This window comes from Nocardioides endophyticus (assembly GCF_039543845.1).
GTDB lineage: Bacteria > Actinomycetota > Actinomycetes > Propionibacteriales > Nocardioidaceae > Nocardioides > Nocardioides endophyticus.
In genome coordinates this window covers 207,717-225,490 of sequence record NZ_BAABKN010000023.1, presented here as the reverse complement: position 1 = coordinate 225,490, position 17,774 = coordinate 207,717, and the positions used below count along the sequence as shown (strand labels likewise).

Annotated in this window: 15 protein-coding genes; 12 read left to right on the top strand and 3 right to left on the bottom strand. The window is 70.6% G+C overall.

All coding sequences use genetic code 11. The features are described 5' to 3' along the window. Positions 1-85 precede the first annotated feature (85 nt). From ABEA33_RS18240 to ABEA33_RS18230, 3 genes are all read left to right on the top strand, one after another. On the top strand, positions 86-718 hold the full coding sequence (locus ABEA33_RS18240) for a PadR family transcriptional regulator (RefSeq protein WP_345528345.1): 633 nt from the start codon (positions 86-88) through the stop codon (positions 716-718). Positions 719-735: 17 nt separating this feature from the next. Then, the gene (locus ABEA33_RS18235; RefSeq protein ID WP_345528344.1) at positions 736-1,821 is read left to right on the top strand and encodes an inositol-3-phosphate synthase; all 1,086 of its coding nucleotides are present in this window, start codon (positions 736-738) and stop codon (positions 1,819-1,821) included. A gap of 143 nt (positions 1,822-1,964) precedes the next feature. After that, entirely contained in the window at positions 1,965-3,005 is a 1,041-nt protein-coding gene (locus ABEA33_RS18230) for a hypothetical protein (RefSeq protein ID WP_345528342.1), read from the top strand. 43 nt (positions 3,006-3,048) lie between these two features. On the opposite strand, the gene ABEA33_RS18225 is transcribed toward ABEA33_RS18230, so the two are convergent. Continuing rightward, positions 3,049-4,620 carry a helicase HerA-like domain-containing protein gene (locus ABEA33_RS18225; protein ID WP_345528341.1) on the bottom strand — a complete coding sequence of 524 codons (1,572 nt, stop codon included), beginning with the start codon at positions 4,618-4,620 and terminating at the stop codon, positions 3,049-3,051. 35 nt (positions 4,621-4,655) lie between these two features. Next, positions 4,656-6,083: a CCA tRNA nucleotidyltransferase gene (locus tag ABEA33_RS18220; protein ID WP_425577451.1), complete on the bottom strand. Its 1,428-nt coding sequence runs from the start codon at positions 6,081-6,083 to the stop codon at positions 4,656-4,658. A 99-nt stretch (positions 6,084-6,182) separates the two neighbouring features. Between ABEA33_RS18220 and ABEA33_RS18215 the strand changes: the two genes are divergently transcribed. From ABEA33_RS18215 to trxA, 7 genes are all read left to right on the top strand, one after another. Beyond that, positions 6,183-8,339: a DUF6049 family protein gene (locus tag ABEA33_RS18215; RefSeq protein WP_345528340.1), complete on the top strand. Its 2,157-nt coding sequence runs from the start codon at positions 6,183-6,185 to the stop codon at positions 8,337-8,339. Between the two features lie 19 nt (positions 8,340-8,358). Then, complete coding sequence (gene murJ, locus ABEA33_RS18210) at positions 8,359-10,056, top strand: murein biosynthesis integral membrane protein MurJ (RefSeq protein ID WP_345528339.1); 1,698 nt, start codon at positions 8,359-8,361, stop codon at positions 10,054-10,056. Between the two features lie 71 nt (positions 10,057-10,127). Beyond that, the gene (locus tag ABEA33_RS18205) at positions 10,128-11,984 is read left to right on the top strand and encodes a protein kinase family protein (protein WP_345528338.1); all 1,857 of its coding nucleotides are present in this window, start codon (positions 10,128-10,130) and stop codon (positions 11,982-11,984) included. A gap of 10 nt (positions 11,985-11,994) precedes the next feature. Beyond that, entirely contained in the window at positions 11,995-12,678 is a 684-nt protein-coding gene (gene sigM, locus ABEA33_RS18200; RefSeq protein ID WP_345528337.1) for an RNA polymerase sigma factor SigM, read from the top strand. A 39-nt stretch (positions 12,679-12,717) separates the two neighbouring features. Further along, entirely contained in the window at positions 12,718-13,413 is a 696-nt protein-coding gene (locus ABEA33_RS18195) for a hypothetical protein (RefSeq protein WP_345528336.1), read from the top strand. A 109-nt stretch (positions 13,414-13,522) separates the two neighbouring features. Beyond that, the gene (gene trxB, locus ABEA33_RS18190; RefSeq protein WP_345528334.1) at positions 13,523-14,536 is read left to right on the top strand and encodes a thioredoxin-disulfide reductase; all 1,014 of its coding nucleotides are present in this window, start codon (positions 13,523-13,525) and stop codon (positions 14,534-14,536) included. Between the two features lie 92 nt (positions 14,537-14,628). Then, entirely contained in the window at positions 14,629-14,952 is a 324-nt protein-coding gene (gene trxA / locus ABEA33_RS18185; RefSeq protein ID WP_345528332.1) for a thioredoxin, read from the top strand. 72 nt (positions 14,953-15,024) lie between these two features. Here the strand turns inward: trxA and ABEA33_RS18180 are convergent, their stop codons facing one another. After that, complete coding sequence (locus tag ABEA33_RS18180; RefSeq protein ID WP_345528331.1) at positions 15,025-15,666, bottom strand: GNAT family N-acetyltransferase; 642 nt, start codon at positions 15,664-15,666, stop codon at positions 15,025-15,027. A 61-nt stretch (positions 15,667-15,727) separates the two neighbouring features. Here ABEA33_RS18180 and ABEA33_RS18175 point away from each other — a divergent pair, with 61 nt between their 5' ends. Beyond that, positions 15,728-16,942 carry a pyridoxal phosphate-dependent aminotransferase gene (locus ABEA33_RS18175; protein WP_345528330.1) on the top strand — a complete coding sequence of 405 codons (1,215 nt, stop codon included), beginning with the start codon at positions 15,728-15,730 and terminating at the stop codon, positions 16,940-16,942. A gap of 13 nt (positions 16,943-16,955) precedes the next feature. After that, positions 16,956-17,720 (top strand): lysophospholipid acyltransferase family protein, encoded by a 765-nt coding sequence (locus ABEA33_RS18170; protein WP_345528329.1) that lies wholly within the window; start codon positions 16,956-16,958, stop codon positions 17,718-17,720. The last annotated feature ends 54 nt before the right edge of the window (positions 17,721-17,774 follow it).

The following is a 17,774-nucleotide window of genomic DNA, read 5'->3' as shown; positions in this document are numbered from 1 at the left end:
ATCGACGTCTCCATGGGAGCCGGCGACCGAACTCGCAACAGGTCCGTAGTTCGCAACGCGCGGATATATCGCTACGATAGGTCGCATGGCACGTCGCGCAGAGACCATCGAGCTGGCAGTCCTCGGACTGCTGCACGAGGGACCCATGCACGGCTACGAGCTCCGCAAGCGCCTCAACCTGATGCTCGGGTGGGGTCGAGTGCTCTCGTACGGGTCGCTCTACCCGACGCTGAAGAAGATGCTGCGCTCCTCGCTCATCGAGGAGACGTTGTCGACCAGGACCCCGGGCGCACCGGTCTCGAAGCGCCCGCGGATCACCTACCAGGTCACCGAGGCGGGCACCCGCGAGTTCGAGCGCCTGATGTCGGAGGTGGGTCCCACTGCGTGGGAGGACGACAACTTCGACATCCGGTTCGCGTTCTTCTCCTCGACCGACATGGAGATCCGGCTGCGGGTCCTCGAGGGCCGGCGTACCCGGCTCCAGGAGCGTCTCGACCGGGTGCAGAGCCAGCTGGCGATGACCCAGAAGGAGGTCGACCGCTACGCGGCCGAGCTCCAGCGCCACGGCGTCGAGTCGGTCGAGCGCGAGGTGGAGTGGCTCTCCAACCTGATCAACGCCGAGCGCAACGGCACGCCTCACCAGAAGTCTCCGACCACGGCGCCCAAGGCGCCTACGAGCAGGCCACCCGCGACCCCCGCGGCTGACCAGAAGTTGTGAACAGGAAAGGAATCCCGATGGGTTCGGTACGAGTAGCAATCGTGGGAGTCGGCAACTGCGCCACCTCCCTGATCCAAGGGGTCGAGTACTACAAGGACGCCGACCCCACTGGCACGGTCCCGGGTCTCATGCACGTGATGTTCGGTGAGTACCACGTGTCCGACGTGCAGTTCGTCGCGGCGTTCGACGTCGACGACAAGAAGGTCGGCAAGGACCTCTCCGAGGCCATCAACGCCTCCGAGAACAACACGATCAAGATCGCCGAGGTCCCGACCCTCGGCATCGAGGTGCAGCGCGGCCCGACGCTCGACGGTCTCGGCAAGTACTACCGTCAGACGATCGAGGAGTCCGGCGCCGACCCCGTCGACGTCGTGCAGGTCCTCAAGGAGACCGGCGCCGACGTGCTCGTCTCCTACCTCCCCGTGGGCTCGGAGCAGGCCGACAAGTTCTACGCCCAGTGCGCGATCGACGCCGGCGTGGCCTTCGTCAACGCCCTGCCCGTCTTCATCGCCTCCGACCCCGAGTGGGCCAAGAAGTTCGAGGACGCCGGCGTCCCGATCGTCGGCGACGACATCAAGTCGCAGGTCGGCGCCACCATCACGCACCGCGTGATGGCGAAGCTGTTCGAGGACCGCGGCGTGGTGCTGGACCGCACCTACCAGCTCAACGTCGGCGGCAACATGGACTTCAAGAACATGCTCGAGCGCGAGCGCCTGGAGTCCAAGAAGGTCTCCAAGACCCAGGCCGTCACCTCGAACCTGACCGGCCCGCTGGCCGGCCTGGTCGACAGCAAGAACGTCCACATCGGCCCGTCCGACTACGTCGCCTGGCTCGACGACCGCAAGTGGGCCTACGTCCGCCTCGAGGGTCGGGCCTTCGGTGACGTCCCGCTCAACCTCGAGTACAAGCTCGAGGTCTGGGACTCCCCGAACTCCGCCGGCATCATCATCGACGCGATCCGCGCCGCGAAGATCGCCAAGGACCGCGGCATCGGCGGCCCGATCATCTCGGCCTCGTCGTACCTGATGAAGTCCCCCCCGGTGCAGCTCCCCGACGACGAGGGCCGCCGCCGCGTCGAGGCCTTCATCAAGGGCGAAGAGTGACCTCAGCGCGCTGAGACCGTCGAGTGACGTGAAGTGGCTGTCAGGACTGGTTCCTGGCAGCCACTTCGCGTCTCTCGACGCGGTTTCCACAGGTACGACGGACCGCTGATTCGTCCACATGCGGTCCCGGGCATCCAGGACCTATGCCGCACCGCTGGGATCCGATCGCACCACCCGTCCCGGGCCTGGTGGTTCCGGTCCGCTTCGACCCGACCGGGGTGACCGGACCGACCCGGGGCCAGGCACGCGGACCGCGGTGGCGCATCACGTCGCCCGGTCTCGCCGTCCCGGCTGACGTTGGTGACGAGCTGGTCGAGCAGCGCATCCTCGAGGCCTACGCACGATCCGGGTCTCGCGCGGTCGTGACCGGCTGGGCCGCGTTGCGCCTCCACGGAGGCAACTTCTTCGACGGACTGGCGCGCGACGGTATGACCCGGCGACCGGTGCTGATCGCGGCGAACGGCGAGCGCCTCGGCAGCGACGCCCGCACGAGCGTCACGCGCGACCTGGTCCCGCCCGACGAGGTCGTGGTCATCCACGGCATCCGGTGCGCGATCGTCGAACGCGCGCTGTACGACGAGATGCAGCGGATCGGTGAGGTTCGCGAGATGGCGGTCGCGGTGGGCGCGGCCTGCGCGGCGCAGCTGACGTCGGTGAAGCGCATGCGGGCGTACGCCGCGACCCGCCGCTGGTACCGCGACGTACGGCTGGTGATGGAGGCCGTCGAGCTGTCGGTCGAGGGCTGTCGATCGCCGCAGGAGGATCGGTTCCGCCAGATCTGGGAGCTCGACGCATGCTGGGGTCGCCCGCTCATCAACCGGACCGTTCTCGATCTCGACGGCCGCTTCGTCGCCATGCCTGACCTGCTGGACCCGGTGCGCGGTGTCGTCGGGGAGTACGCCGGCGCCGATCACCGCGACATCGACCGACACGAGGCCGACGTCGACCGCCAGGCCGACGTACGACGGGTCGGCCTGGAGTGGGTCGAGGTGGTCGGCCGCAACCTCCGGGATCCGTACCGAGTGATCACTCGGATGGAGGATGCCGCGGCCCGGGCCGCCGGTGGACCTCGTCTCTGGACGGTCGCGCCGCGGACGACGCCCACCCTCGACCAGATCCTGGATCGGCGGGATGCCGGGTTGAGCCGTCGAGCGACGCGAATTGGCTCGGATTCCGCCGGATAGACAGCCAGTTGGCGTCGCTCGACGCGCCACGCCGACGAGACCGTCAGCGCCGACCCGTCTTGAACATCCCGCGGGCGATCTCTCGCGCCGCCGTACGCACGAAGTCCTTGAACGCCGCGGAGCCGACGACCTGGTCGACGAGCCCGTCGTCCTCGGCCGGCACCTTCTTCGGCGCCTTCTTGGGCACCTTCGGCTTCGGGGCCTTCGGCGCCACCTCGGCCTCCTGCTGCTGCTTGGCCGCACCTTGCTCCAGCCGGTCGGCGAGCATCTCGCGGGCAGACTCGCGGTCGACGGCGACCTGGTACTTCTCCGCTCGCGGGCTCGCGGCGACGGCTGCTGCCAGCAGGTCGGCGTCGCACGGGTCCATCCGCGACTCCGGGGCTCGTAGGCGCGTCCAGGCCACCGGGGTCGGGGCACCGCGCTCGTTCATCACCGTCACGACCGCCTCGCCGATGCCGAGCCCGGTGATGACGGCGCCGAGGTCGTCGTACCCGCTCGTCGGATAGGTGGCGACGGTCGCCTTCAGGGCCTTGGCGTCGTTGGGAGTGTGAGCCCGCAGCTGGTGCTGGACCCGGGAGCCCAGCTGGGCCAGGACGTTGTCGGGTACGTCGGTCGGGCTCTGCGTCACGAAGAAGACGCCGACGCCCTTGGAGCGGATGAGCCGCACGGTCTGGGCGATCTGGTCGAGGAAGGCCTTGGACGCGTCGGCGAAGAGCAGGTGGGCCTCGTCGAAGAAGAAGACCAGCTTGGGCTTGTCGACGTCGCCGACCTCGGGCAGGTCGTGGAAGAGGTCGGCCAGCAGCCACATCAGGAACGTCGAGAAGATCGCCGGCCGGTCCTGGAGCTGCGGCAGCTCGACCAGGGAGACCAGCCCGCGACCGTCCTCCCCGACCTGGAGCAGGTCCGCCGACTCGAACTCGGGCTCGCCGAAGAACACGTCCCCGCCCTGGTCCTCGAGCCCGATCAGCTCACGCAGGATCACCCCGGCGGTCGCGGAGGACAGGCCGCCCAGCTCCTTCAGCTCCGCCTTGCCCTGGTCGCTGATGAGGTGGGCGACCACGGCACGGAGGTCGGCGAGGTCGAGCAGCGGCAGCCCGCCCCGGTCCGCGTAGTGGAAGATCAGGCCGAGGCTGGACTCCTGGGTGTCGTTGAGGCCGAGCACCTTGCTGAGCAAGGTGGGCCCGAAGGCGCTCATCGTGACCCGCAGCGGCACCCCCGACCCCACGCCCCCGATGGCGTAGAACTCGACCGGGAAGCCGGTCGCGGTCCACTGCTGGCCCAGCGTCGCCGTCCGGTCGAGCAGCTTGTCGCCGCCCTCCCCCGGCTGGGCGAGACCGGACAGGTCCCCTTTGATGTCGGCAGCGAAGACCGGGACGCCCTGAGCGCTGAGCTGCTCGACGAGCAGCTGCAGCGTCCGGGTCTTCCCGGTGCCGGTCGCGCCGGCGACCAGGCCGTGCCGGTTCACCATGGCGATCGGGATCCGGATCGGTACGCCGGCGAGCCGGTCCGCGTCCAGCATCAGGCCCCCGAGCTCGAGTGCGGGGCCCTCGAAGGTGTAGCCCGCACGTACGGCGTCGGCGAGGGTCGGGTCCTCGGCGGCTTCAGTCGCTCCCATCGCCCGACTCTAGGACGGCCGTCAATGCGAGCCGCTCAGCGCTGCGCGCGCTCCGCCCACCACTCGAGGAGCGCAGCGGTCGCGTCCTCCGCGCTCTGCGGTCCGCGGTCCATGCGCAGCTCGAGGAGGAACTTGTAGGCCTCGCCGACCTCACGCCCCGGGCCGACTCCCAGGATCTCCATGATCTGGTTGCCGTCGAGGTCGGGCCGGATCGAGTTCAGCTCCTCCTCCTCGGCCAGGTGAGCGATCCGCGCCTCGAGCTCGTCGTACGTCCGGCTCAGCCGCTCGGCCTTGCGCTGGTTGCGGGTCGTGCAGTCCGCGCGCGTGAGGATGTGGAGTCGCTCGAGCTGGTCACCGGCGTCGCGCACATAGCGGCGTACGGCGGAGTCGGTCCACTCGCCCGAGCCGTAGCCGTGGAAGCGCAGGTGCAGCTCGACCAGCTCGCCCACCGCGTCGATCTCGTCGTTGGAGAAGCGCAGCGCCTTCATCCGCTTGCGGGTGAGCTTGGCCCCGACCACGTCGTGGTGGTGGAAGGTGACCGTGCCGTCGTCGAGGAAGCGGCGGGTCCGCGGCTTGCCGACGTCATGCATCAGCGCGGCGAACCGCGAGACGAAGTCCGGACCGCCGCCGGGCAGCCGTGACTCGAGGTCGATCGCCTGCTCCAGGACGGTGAGCGTGTGTTGGTAGACGTCCTTGTGCCGGTGGTGCTCGTCGCGCTCGAGTGCCAGCGCCGGGAGCTCGGGCAGCACGATCTCGGCCAGACCGGTCTCGACGAGGAGCGTCAGGCCGAGCCGCGGGTACGGCGCGCACACCAGCTTGACCAGCTCGTCGCGCACCCGCTCGGCGGAGATGATCTCGATCCGTCCCGCCATCGCGCGCATCGCCTCGACCACCGCCGGGTCGACGGTGAACCCGAGCTGGGCGGCGAAGCGCGCGGCGCGCATCATCCGCAGCGGGTCGTCGGAGAACGAGTCCTCCGGCCGGCCGGGCGTCCGCAGCAGCCGGTGCGCCAGGTCCACCACGCCGCCGTACGGATCCTCGAGCTCGCGCCCGGGCAGCCGCACCGCCATGGCGTTGACCGTGAAGTCGCGCCGGCCGAGGTCACCGGCGAGGTTGTCGCCGAAGTCGACGTCGGGCTTGCGCGAGGAAGGGTCATAGGACTCGGAGCGGTACGTCGTGATCTCGACCTGCCAGTCACCCTTGCGGCACCCGATCGTGCCGAACGAGCGGCCCATGTCCCAGATCGCGTCGGCCCAGCCCCTCAACAGCCGCTCGGTCTGCTCCGGTCGCGCCGAGGTCGTGAAGTCGAGGTCGTTGTGCTGGCGTCCGAGCATCGCGTCGCGCACCGGACCACCGACCAGGGCGAGCTCGTGGCCCGCCTCGGTGAACCGCCGGCCGAGGTCGTCGATGACCGGCGCGATCCGGTCCAGCTCGGTGGTGACGGAGCGTTGGACCTCGGCGATCTGCAGAGGCTCGAAGGGGGCGTCGGACACGGGAGACGAGTCTAGAGCCCGGGGGCCCGGGGGCCCGATTCGCACAGGTGCGGCCAGTAGAGTCGGCGCGTGCCACGCCCGTCGCTTCTGCCTGCCCTCGTGGCGGCCACGTTCGCGGGCATCCTTCTCTCACCACTGGGCGCCCCGACCGCCGGTGCCGCCGAGGTCGCCGCACCCAAGGCAACCGAGCAGGCACCGCTCGCGGTGACGATCGACCGGCTGACCCCGTCGGAGCTCCCGCGCACCGGACCGATCCGGGTGAGCGGCACGCTGACCAACACCGACGACGAGACCTGGACGACGGTCAACCTCTACCCCTGGTCGTACGACGTTCCGATCACCAGCACCGCCGAGCTGGCGGAGGCCGCCGACACCGACCCCGACAACCCCGTCGGCGAGCGGATCACCGACCCGGCGCCGTACTACACGATCGACGAGCTCGCTCCCGGCGAGACCATGCAGTACTCCTTCGCCGTACCCCGCAAGCGAATCCCCACCCAGGGCCCGGGCGTCTACTGGTTCGGGGTGCACGCCCTCGGCGCGAACGCCGACGGGCGCGACAACGTCGCCGACGGCCGCGCGCGCACGTTCCTGCCGCTGGTGCCGTCGAGGACGAGTCGCACCGTCGACACCGCACTGGTGCTGCCGATCCGACACGCCGTACGCCACGACGCGGACGGACGGATCGCCGACCTGCCCGGATGGACCAGCACACTCTCGGCGCTGGGACAGCTGCGCACCCTGACCGACTTCGGGGTTGCGGCCGGCGACCGTCCACTGACCTGGTTGGTGGACCCTGCGGTCACCGACGCCGTCGTCCGGCTGACGGAGGGCAACCCGGAGCGCTCGCTGGCGCCGACCATCGAACCCGGCGAGCCGGACGGGGAGGAGTCCGAGAGCCCGTCTTCCGATGCCTCGGACGAGCCCTCAGACGAGGCGAGCCCCGGGAACGGCGAGTCGGAGGACGCCGAGCCCGAGGACCCGGACGTCGCTGCCGCCTCGGCCGCCGGGTCCGCATGGCTCGACCGGCTGCACACGGGTCTCGAGGGCACCGAGATCCTGGGGCTGCCGTACGGCGACCTCGACGTCTCCGCAGCCGCCACCCACGACCCGGGCGCCTATGAGTCCGCCCGCGAGAGGTCGGGCACCGCGCTCGCTCCGTGGGGGCTCCCGCTGTCCCCGGCGGTGTCCGGGCCGTCCGGCTACCTCTCCCCGGACGCACTGGAGATGACTGGCGCCGACACCCAGGTCCTCGTCACAGACCGGATGTTCCGGGGTCGCGCGCCGTCGGTCGCCGAGATCGACGGACGCCCCGTGGTGGTGACCTCGTCCGAAGCAGCGAGCGGCGGTCCCGGGCCCGAGTCCCCGATGTCACCGGTCGCCGTACGCCAGCGGATCGTCAGCGAGGCGGCGCTCCGGCTGCTGTCGCCCGGGCAGCCGCCGCTCGTCGTCGTCCTGCCCTCGACCTGGGCGCCGGCGTCCAGCACCGGGTTCTGGGACGGTCTCGACCTCGACTGGCTCCGCCTCACCACCGTGAGCGCGATCTCCGCGCAACCGGGCCGCGGCGTCGACCCGGACCGCCTGCTCTACCCGGACCGCCAACGGGCCGCGGAGCTCGACGCCGTGGACTTCACCGCCGCGACCGATCTCGCCCGGGCCGGTGACACGTTGCAGAACCTACTGACGCTCAACGACCAGGTCGGCGGCGTCGTACGCGACGAGGCGATGACGGACCTCGCCAACGCCAACCGTCGCCAGCCGTTGACCAGCCGCGCGTCGGCATCGCGATCTCGTGACTGGATCGAGGACCACCTCAAGTCCGTCGAGGTGACCGCACCCAAGGCCGTGATCCTCTCCAGTGGCAGCGGCCGGTTCTCGGCGACCGTCCACAATGGGCTCGATCAACCCGTGACGGTGCGACTCGACGCGGTGACCGACCCGCAGCTGCGGGTCACGGTGCCCGACGCCAACGTGGAGATCGGCCCGGGCGCCCGGAGGACCATCCTGCTCAACGCGTCGTCGCAGGCGGTCGGGGTCCGCAACGTGCAGCTGCTGCTGACCGACTCCGAAGGCACCTCCCTCGGGTCGTCGGACTCGTTGCCGATCCGGTCCAACCGGGTCAGCAACGTCATCTGGCTGATCCTCGGGACCGGGGTCGCCCTGCTCTTCGGCACGATCGCGGTCAGGTTGTTCCGCAGGATCCGCGCGGCGGCCACGTCAGGGTGAGCACACGGATGAACGACCGATGAGCGCCTTCGACGACGAGCGCCCCGACGAGGAGCGCGAGCGCGTCCTCGCCAACAGCGCGGTGATGGCGGTCGGCACCGTCTTCTCCCGGGCGAGCGGGTTCATCCGGTCCGCCCTGCTGGTGGCGGCGCTCGGCGCGTCGCTGCACGCTGACCTCTTCAACATCGCCAACACGATCCCGAACATGCTCTACATCCTGCTCGCGGGCGGGGTCGTCAACGCCGTGCTGGTCCCGCAGCTGGTACGCACGATGAAGCAGGACCCTGACGGCGGCGACGCGTACGCCAACCGGATCATCACGCTCGCCGGGTTGTTCCTCGGTGGCGTCACCGTCCTGCTGGTGGTCGCCGCTCCCTGGGTGATGTCGATCTTCCTCGACTCGTCGTTCGCCCGTGCGTGCCTCAGCGCGCAGCGCGACTCGATCATCGACTTCGCGCGGCTGTGCCTCCCGCAGGTGTTCTTCTACGGGATGTACGTGCTCGTCGGGCAGGTTCTCAACGCTCGCGGTCGGTTCGGCCCGATGATGTGGGCGCCGATCGCCAACAACGCCATCTCGATCGCGGTGCTGGTCGTCTATCTGTTCGTCTTCGGACCGGCCGCCGGCTCCGAGCTCTTCGGAGCGTTCACACCCGGTCAGGAGTGGCTGCTCGGCCTGGGCGCCACCGTCGGCATCGCCGCCCAGTTCCTGATCCTGGTGCCCTACCTGCGTGCCACCGGCTTCCACTACCGGCCACGCTTCGACTTCGTCGGCACCGGGCTGAGCCGCACCTTCCGGCTCGGGGTGTGGACGGTGCTCTTCGTGATCGTCAACCAGATCGCCTACACGGTGGTGGTCCGGCTGGCCTCCAGCGGCACCTCGGCGGTGGCCTGCGACGGGGCGAGCGCGGGCGCCGCCACCGGCTACACGATCTACTCGATGGCGTTCCTGATCATCATGGTGCCGCACTCGATCGTCACGGTGTCGCTGTCGACCGCCATCCTTCCGCGGCTCGCGGCGCGCGCGGCCGACGGCGACCTCGCCGCGATGTCGCGGTCGCTGGCCTCCACGATGCGCAGCGCCCTCGCCCTGGTCATCCCGTTCGCAGCGCTCCTCTCGGTGCTCTCCACCGACGCGGCCCACCTGTTCTGGGGGTACGGCGCCGGCAAGGACGACTACGAGCTGTTCGCGACCCCGCTCGCGCTCTTCGGGATCGGGCTCGTGTTCTTCACCGTCCACTACCTCGTGCTGCGCGGCTACTACGCCCTCGAGCAGAACAGCCTGGTCTTCTGGATCCAGTGCGTCGTCGCCGCGACCAACATCGCCGCGGCCCTCGTCCTGGTTCGCGCCGTCGACGATCTCGACACGGCTCCGGCGCTGGTGCTCGCCTACGGTGCGGCGTACGCCGTCGGCGCGACGCTGTCCTACGCGCTGCTGGCCCGGCGAGTCGGCGGTCTCGACACCGCGAAGCTGCTCCGGTTCCTGGTCCGGCTCGCGATCGCCACCGGCCTGGCGACCGGGGCTGCCGCCGCCTCGGCGTACGGCCTCCACCTCCTGGTCGGGGTCGACAGCCTGCCTGCGGCGCTCGTCTCGGCGGTGGGAGCGGGGCTCGTCGGTGGCGCCGTACTGCTGGTCGTCGCCCGTGCGATGCGGATCCAGGAGCTGACGTCGATGGTCGACACGATCACCCGTCGGCTTCCCCTCCCACGTCGGCACTGACGTCGCCCTACGATGGCCTTGGGCCACCGGAGCGAGGGTCTTTGTCCCGGGCAACCGACGAGGGGAGCTGCGTGCCGAGCTCGATCCGGCCGGGCGACGTACTCGCCGACCGGTACCGACTGGTCGACCTGCTGACGGAGAGTGGGGGCGGCCGGTTCTGGCGCGCCCACGACCGCGTGCTCGAGCGCCACGTCGCCCTCCATGTCATCAAGGAGGACGACGAGCGGGCAGCGGCGTTGCTGGAGGCCGCGCGACGCTCCGCGACCGTGCACGACCGGCGCCTCCTCCGGGTCCTGGACGCCGACCGCGCCGACGGGCTCTGCTACGTCGTCAACGAGTGGGGCTCGGGTGACTCGCTCGACATCATGCTCGCCGCCGGGCCGCTCGGCCCCCGCCGGGCCGCCTGGCTGGTGTCGGAGGTCGCCGGGGCGGTCGCTGCCGGCCACGCGGTGGGCGTCTGCCACGGCCGCCTGATCCCCGAGAACGTCATCGTGGACAACACCGGCAGCGTCCGGCTCATCGGGTTCGCCGTCGACGCCGCCATGCACGGGCTGCCGCCGGGACGGGCGTCGACCGACGTGGCCGACCTGGGCGGGCTGCTCTACTGCGCGCTGACCGGCAAGTGGCCCGGCGTCTCCGCGTCCGCCCTGGCCGAGGCGCCGCTCGTGCAGGGGCGGGTGCTGCGTCCCCGCCAGGTCCGCGCCGGGATCCCCCGCCCGCTCGACACGCTCTGCGACGAGGTGGTCAACCCCTACTCAGGTCCGGCGGGCGCCAAGCTCCGCGAGGTGCACGACATCGCGTCCGCTCACGGGATCGCGGACTACCTGGCCGCGTTCGTCGGCGACACCGCCGGTCTGGTCGAGGCCGAGGCCGCTGCCGGGCACCGCGACATCAGCGAGACCGTGGCGCTACCGGCCCTCCCGGATCCGCCACCCCGCGACGCCGTACCGCCGCCGGAGCCCGAGCCCGAGCCCGACCTGGAGCCGACGGAGCTCCCGACCCAGGCCGGCCTGCCGATCTTCGACGACGAGACCGACGACGTGTCCTGGCTGGCCGCTCCGGGCGAGCCGGCGCCGCCGCCACCGCCGTTCGAGGAGCCACCGGAGCGACCGCTCTTCGCCCCGTCGCCCGCTGGCGGGCGGCCCGAGCGCACCCCGCGGCCCGGCACCCAGCCCGCCCCGGTCCCGACACCCGCCCCGCCCCCGAGGGGCACGCCGCCTGCGGGCGGCGGTGGACGCAGCGGCTTCTGGCCGTGGGACACCGGCACCTCCACCGGCGCCATCGGTGCCATCGACGAGCCGGTCGAGGAGGTGCCCGGCCGGAGCTGGCTGCGGCTCGCGGCGGTCATCGCCGCCGCCGTCCTGCTCCTGGTCGCCGTCGTCGTCGCCTACAACCTGGGCCGCGGTCGGACCCCGCTCGGCGCGGTGCCCGATGACGACACCCCGAGCCGAACTCCGTCGAGCCAGACACCGATCTCCCCGGCCGCCGACCCGATCACAGACGTGACCGCCACCGACTTCGACCCGGAGGGCTCGCCGCCCGAGGAGAACCCCGACCTGGCACCGCTCGCCGTCGACGGCGACAAGACCACCGCGTGGCGGAGCCTCAACTACAAGCAGAACTTCGGTCCCGGTGGCCTCAAGTCCGGCGTCGGCCTGGTCCTCGACCTCGGCGCCGACCGCACCGTGACAGGGGTCGACATCACGGTGCTCGGCGGCTCGACCGGGCTGTCCCTCTACCTGAGCGATACCGCTCCCACCACGCTGGAGGGCCTGACGCCGGTCGCCACCGCCACCATCGACACGAGTGACCGGGTCGACCTCGAGCAGCCGACGCAGGGCCGGTTCCTGACGGTGTGGCTGACCTCGGTGCCCGCCACGCTCGACGGCTTCCGCGGCGAGGTCGCCGAGGTGACGGCGCTCGGATGACCACACTCGCATGACGGAGTCCAGCGACGCCGATCTGCTGGCGGCCCACGTCGCCGGTGACCCCGATGCGTTCGGGTTGCTGTTCGCGCGGCACCGAGACCGGCTCTGGGCGGTCGCGCTGCGGACCATGGGCAACCGGGAGGACGCCGCCGACGGGCTCCAGGACGGCCTGGTCGCGGCGTACCGACGCGCCGGGACCTTCCGCGGCGACGCCGCCGTGACGACCTGGCTGCACCGCGTCGTCGTCAACGCCTGTCTCGACCGCCTCCGCGCCGCAAAGGTACGCCGGGCCGAGGCGTTGCCCGACGACCTCGAGGAGCGCGGAGACCGCGGGTCCCTCCGCTCGGCGACCGGCGAGGCCGCGGACCCGGCCGACAACGCGGACCGGACGGAGCAGCGCGAGCTGGTCCTCGCCGCGCTGCGCACCCTGCCCGAGGAGCAGCGGGCAGCGCTCGTGCTCGTCGACATGGAGGGCTACCCGGTCGCGGAGGCCGCGCAGATCCTCGACTGCGCCGTCGGGACCGTGAAGTCGCGCTGCTCGCGGGGCCGGGCCCGACTGGCCGAGCTGCTCGCCCCACTCCTCGACGCCGACGACCGTGACCCGCACGACACCCCGGCCCGGAACCCCGTGACCTCGGCGCCCGTCGAACCCACCGACGCTCCCCGCGGGCCACCGCCCGTCGTCGAGCACTGATCTCCGACCACCGACGACCTCGCGAGGAGGTGAACACCCGTGTCCGATCCCGACCTGACGCCGTCCGAGGAGCAGGTACGCCGACTGCTGGCCGATGCTCGCCACGACGAGCCCATGCCCGACGACGTCACCGACCGACTCGACCGGGTGCTCGCCGACCTCCAGGGCGAGTCCCGTCGTACGTCGGCGCCGATCGACCTGGCTGCCCGACGGCGCAGGCGGGTCGCACGCAACGTGCTCGTCGCCGCTGCCGCGATCGTCGTGCTCGGGGTCGGGATCTCGCGGGTCGATCTCTCCGGTCAGGACGCCGACGGCGGCTCCGCCGACTCCGGAGCGGCCTCGGCTCCGGAGGCCGCCGCGCGCGAGGGCGACGCCGGCGGCGGCGACACCGACCAGGATCTCGAGCGCCTGATCAAGGGTCGCCCGCTCGTGCTGAGCTCCGAGGACTTCGATCGGCAGGTGCGCCGGCTCAGCCCCGACCCGCGCGCCTCGCTCGCGGAGCTCCCCCTCGAAGAGGGCTACTCGGACGACGCGCACAAGGACCTGGCGGCCGACGCGCCGCGCCCGTGGTGCTACGACGCCGCCTGGGGCGTCGGCCAGCGCATCGCGGTCCGGTACGACGGACAGCGCGGCGTCCTGGTGCTCCGGCCTCCGTCGGGCGACTCTCGCACGGCAGACCTCTACTTGTGCGGCGAGACCGTCCCGACCCGGTCCACGACCGTCCCCGCGGGCTGACCCCCAGGACCGACCGGGGCGGGGGAAGTTTCCTCACCTACGATCGGTTCTACTTGATGCCGCTCGACCTGACCGCGGCACCGTCCAGCAACGAGGAGAGTCGCGCTCCATGTCCGACAACATCCGGAACGTCATCATCATCGGCTCCGGCCCGTCCGGCTACACCGCGGCGGTGTACGCCGCCCGTGCGAGCCTCCAGCCGCTGGTCTTCGAGGGTTCCGTGACCGCCGGTGGCGCGCTCATGAACACGACCGAGGTCGAGAACTTCCCCGGCTTCCGCGACGGGATCATGGGCCCGGCCCTGATGGACGAGATGCGGGCCCAGGCCGAGCGCTTCGGTGCCGAGCTGGTCTCCGACGACGTCATCGAGGTCGAGCTGACCGGCGACATCAAGACCGTGAAGACCGCCACCGACACCTACCAGGCGCGTTCGGTGGTCCTGGCGATGGGATCGGGATATCGCAAGCTCGAGTTGCCCCGCGAGGACGAGCTGTCCGGTCGTGGCGTCTCCTGGTGTGCCACCTGCGACGGCTTCTTCTTCCGCGACCAGCACATCGCCGTGGTCGGCGGCGGCGACTCGGCGATCGAGGAGGCGACCTTCCTGACCCGGTTCGGCTCCAAGGTGTCGCTGATCGTGCGCCGCGACGAGCTGCGCGCCTCCAAGATCATGCAGGAGCGCGCGTTCGCCGACCCCAAGCTCGAGATCATCTGGAACTCCAAGGTCGCCGAGATCAACGGCGCCGACCGGCTGGAGTCGCTCACCCTCGAGGACACCGTCACCGGCGCGACCAGCAACCTCCCCGCGACCGGCCTCTTCATCGCGATCGGCCACGACCCGCGCTCGGAGCTGCTGCCCGGGCAGGTCGACCTCGACGAGAACGGCTACGTCCTCGTCGAGCACCCGTCCACCGGCACCAACCTGCCCGGCGTCTTCGCGGCCGGGGACCTGGTCGACCACCACTACCGCCAGGCCATCACCGCCGCCGGCACCGGCTGCGCGGCCGCTCTCGACGCCGAGCGCTACCTCGCGGAGCTGGAGCACGTCGCCAGCACCGGGCTGGAGGCCCAGGCCAGGGCCGACGCGGAGCTGCTCTCCGAGACGGTCCAGACCGCCGGCGCCTGACGGCCACTCCCGCCGGAGCGGCGGGGAACATCACACACCGGCGTGGTGTTCAGTAACCAGACCTCCGAGTTCACCGAAGAAGGGATCCATCCGTGGGCAACATCAGTGCAGTGACCGACGCCGAGTTCGAGGCGCAGGTCCTCAAGTCCGACAAGCCGGTCCTCGTGGACTTCTGGGCAGAGTGGTGCGGTCCGTGCCGCCAGGTCGCCCCGATCCTCGACGAGATCGCGACCGCTCACGGTGACAAGGTCACCTTCTTCAAGATGAACGTCGACGAGAACCCGGTCACGCCGTCGTCGTACCGCGTCACCGGCATCCCGACCATCAACGTCTACCACGGCGGCGAGGTCGTGAAGAGCATCGTCGGCGCTCGCCCCAAGGCGAAGCTCCTCGACGAGCTCGCCGAGTTCATCTGAGCTGTCCTGGCCTGAGCTTGCGAAGGCCAGGACCCAGCAGTTAGGTCGAGTAGCCCGGCGAGCGGGTTCAACTCAGCTCCACCGCGAGGCCCGCGTCGCTTTCGGCGCCGGGCCTCGTGCTGATTTCGGGCGAACGGCGCCGACGAGGCGCTCCAGCGCGGACTCGACCTCGCCCTTCCAGCTGATCGCCGCCCTCAGGTCCATCCGCAGCCGCGGCGTCGTCGGGTGCGGCCGGTGGGTCTTGAACCCGACGCTGCCGAGGAACTCCACCGGCAGCAGGCACCGACCTCCGCGGCCGGACGGGTCGCCGAAGGCCTCGATCGCGGCGATTCCGCCGCGCTGCACCAGGTCGCGGGCCATGCCCTGGACCAGCATCCGGGCCAACCCGCCGCCGCGGTAGGCCGGCTCGATGTGCACGGTCGTGAGCAGCACGGCGTCGGGCGACACCGGCGCTGTGGCGAACGCAGCCGCTCCTGGGAGGAAGGCGTCGGGCGCATAGACGGCGTACCCGACCGGCACGTCGTCGACCAGGATGACCCGGCCGCAGGACCCCCACTCGCGCAGCACCTCCGAGACCCAGGCGTCCTTCTCGGCGCAGGCATCCGCGGCCCGTTCGCGGCGTACCGGGTCGAGCTCCCAGAACAGGCAGGACCGGCAGGGCGCGCTGATCGCCTCGAGATGATCGAGAGTCAGCCGGACCACCTTGCGCGACATCACACTCCCTCCACAGGGCTCCTGCGAGCCATCGTAGGCGCGCGCCTGTCAGGATGGCGGCGTGCGCAAGATCCGACAGAGCCGCAAGCTGCAGAACGTCCGCTACGACGTGCGGGGTCCGATCCTGCTCGAGGCTCAGCGGCTGGAGGCCGAAGGCCACCACATCCTCAAGCTGAACATCGGCAACACCGCGCCGTTCGGGTTCGATGCGCCCGAGTCGATCGTCGCCGACATGGTGCACCACCTGCCGGACTCGCAGGGCTACAGCGACAGCAAGGGCATCTACCCGGCGCGTACGGCGGTCGCGCAGTTCTACCAGAGTCGCGGCCTGCGCGACGTCACCGTCGAGGACGTCTTCATCGGCAACGGTGTCTCCGAGCTGATCTCGATGGTGCTGCAGGCCTTTCTCGACGACGGCAACGAGATCCTGGTGCCGGCGCCGGACTATCCGCTGTGGACCGGCGCCGTCACTCTCGCCGGCGGCACGGCGGTGCACTACGAGTGCGACGAGGACAACGGGTGGAACCCCGACCTCGCCGACATCGAGGCCAAGATCACCGAGAACACACACGGCCTGGTCATCATCAACCCGAACAACCCCACCGGCGCCGTCTACAGCCAGGAGATCGTGAAGGGGCTGGTGGACATCGCGCGCCGCCACGACCTGGTGGTCTTCTCGGACGAGATCTACGAGAAGATCATCTTCGACGACGCCGTGCACCACCACGCCGCGACGTACGCCGGAAGCGACGTGCTCTGCCTGACGTTCAGCGGCCTCTCGAAGGCCTACCGGGTCTGCGGCTACCGCGCCGGCTGGCTGATGATCTCGGGTCCTCAGGAGCTCGCCGAGGACTTCCTCGAGGGGCTCACGCTGATGGCGAACATGCGGATGTGCGCCAACGTGCCCGCTCAGCACGCGATCCAGACGGCGCTCGGCGGCTACCAGTCGATCGAGGAGCTGATCGTCCCCGGCGGGCGCTTCTACGAGCAGAGCAAGACCGCCAGCCGGTTGCTGAACGAGATCCCCGGCGTCTCCAACGTGGAGCCCCGCGGCTCCCTCTACTGCTTCCCGCGGCTCGACCCGGAGGTCTACCCGATCGAGGACGACGAGGCCTTCGTCATCGACCTGCTCCGCGCCAAGAAGATCTTGGTGACTCACGGGACCGGCTTCAACTGGCCGCGACCCGACCACTTCCGGTTGGTCACCCTTCCCGACCTCCACGTCCTCGAGGAGGCGATCGGCCGGATCGCCGACTTCCTCGAGACCCGTCGCTGAGTCGAGGAGCGTCGTGCGCGACATCGCCTACCCCCCGGTCATCCTCGCTGCGAAGACCGGCTTCCGGCTGCTCGGCCAGCGCTTCACGATGACGGGCACGGAGCACGTCCCGAGGTCCGGCGGTGTCCTGCTCGCCTACAACCACATCGGGTATGTCGACTTCGTCTACGGCGGCCTCGCGGCGAACCCGTCCGGACGCCTGGTCCGGTTCATGGCCAAGCGGGAGCTCTTCGACCACGCATTGGTCGGGCCGCTGATGCGCTCGCTGCACCACATCGAGGTCGACCGCGGGGCCGGCGTCGCCTCGTTCCGTACGGCGGTCGAGTTCCTGCGTCGGGGTGAGGCCGTCGGCATCTTCCCCGAGGCCACGATCTCCCGGTCGATGGAGCTCAAGGAGTTCAAGACCGGTGCCGTCCGAATCGCTGCCGAGGCGGGAGTGCCGGTGGTCCCCGTGATCATGTGGGGCACCCAGCGGATGATGACCAAGGACCACCCGAAGGACTTCTCCCGCGGCAAGACGATTGCGCTGACGGTCGGCGAGCCGCTGCACCCGACCGGTGCGGACCCGGCCGCCGAGACCGCCGAGCTGCGTGCCGCGATGACCGAGCTGCTCGACCGGACCATCCGCGACTATCCGGCCGAGGAGCAGCCGCCGGGCTCGTGGTGGCTGCCCGCGTCGTACGGCGGGAGCGCACCGACACCCGAGGAGGCGCTGCGCCTCGACGCCGAGGAGAAGCGTCGCCGTGCGGAGCGAAGAGTCAATAAGTCGACAAAGTGACTGGTAGCTTTAGCGTCTTAGCTAGTAGTCGTTAAGTCGCGTTAGGCCGCGGTG

What these genes read in the sequence shown, in the direction of transcription:
- ABEA33_RS18240 (WP_345528345.1), top strand. Translation starts at nt 86, where the DNA reads ATGGCACGTCGCGCAGAGACCATCGAGCTGGCAGTCCTCGGACTGCTG.
- ABEA33_RS18235 (WP_345528344.1), top strand. Translation starts at nt 736, where the DNA reads ATGGGTTCGGTACGAGTAGCAATCGTGGGAGTCGGCAACTGCGCCACC.
- ABEA33_RS18230 (WP_345528342.1), top strand. Translation starts at nt 1,965, where the DNA reads ATGCCGCACCGCTGGGATCCGATCGCACCACCCGTCCCGGGCCTGGTG.
- ABEA33_RS18225 (WP_345528341.1), bottom strand. Translation starts at nt 4,620, where the DNA reads ATGGGAGCGACTGAAGCCGCCGAGGACCCGACCCTCGCCGACGCCGTA.
- murJ (WP_345528339.1), top strand. Translation starts at nt 8,359, where the DNA reads ATGAGCGCCTTCGACGACGAGCGCCCCGACGAGGAGCGCGAGCGCGTC.
- sigM (WP_345528337.1), top strand. Translation starts at nt 11,995, where the DNA reads ATGACGGAGTCCAGCGACGCCGATCTGCTGGCGGCCCACGTCGCCGGT.
- trxB (WP_345528334.1), top strand. Translation starts at nt 13,523, where the DNA reads ATGTCCGACAACATCCGGAACGTCATCATCATCGGCTCCGGCCCGTCC.
- ABEA33_RS18180 (WP_345528331.1), bottom strand. Translation starts at nt 15,666, where the DNA reads ATGTCGCGCAAGGTGGTCCGGCTGACTCTCGATCATCTCGAGGCGATC.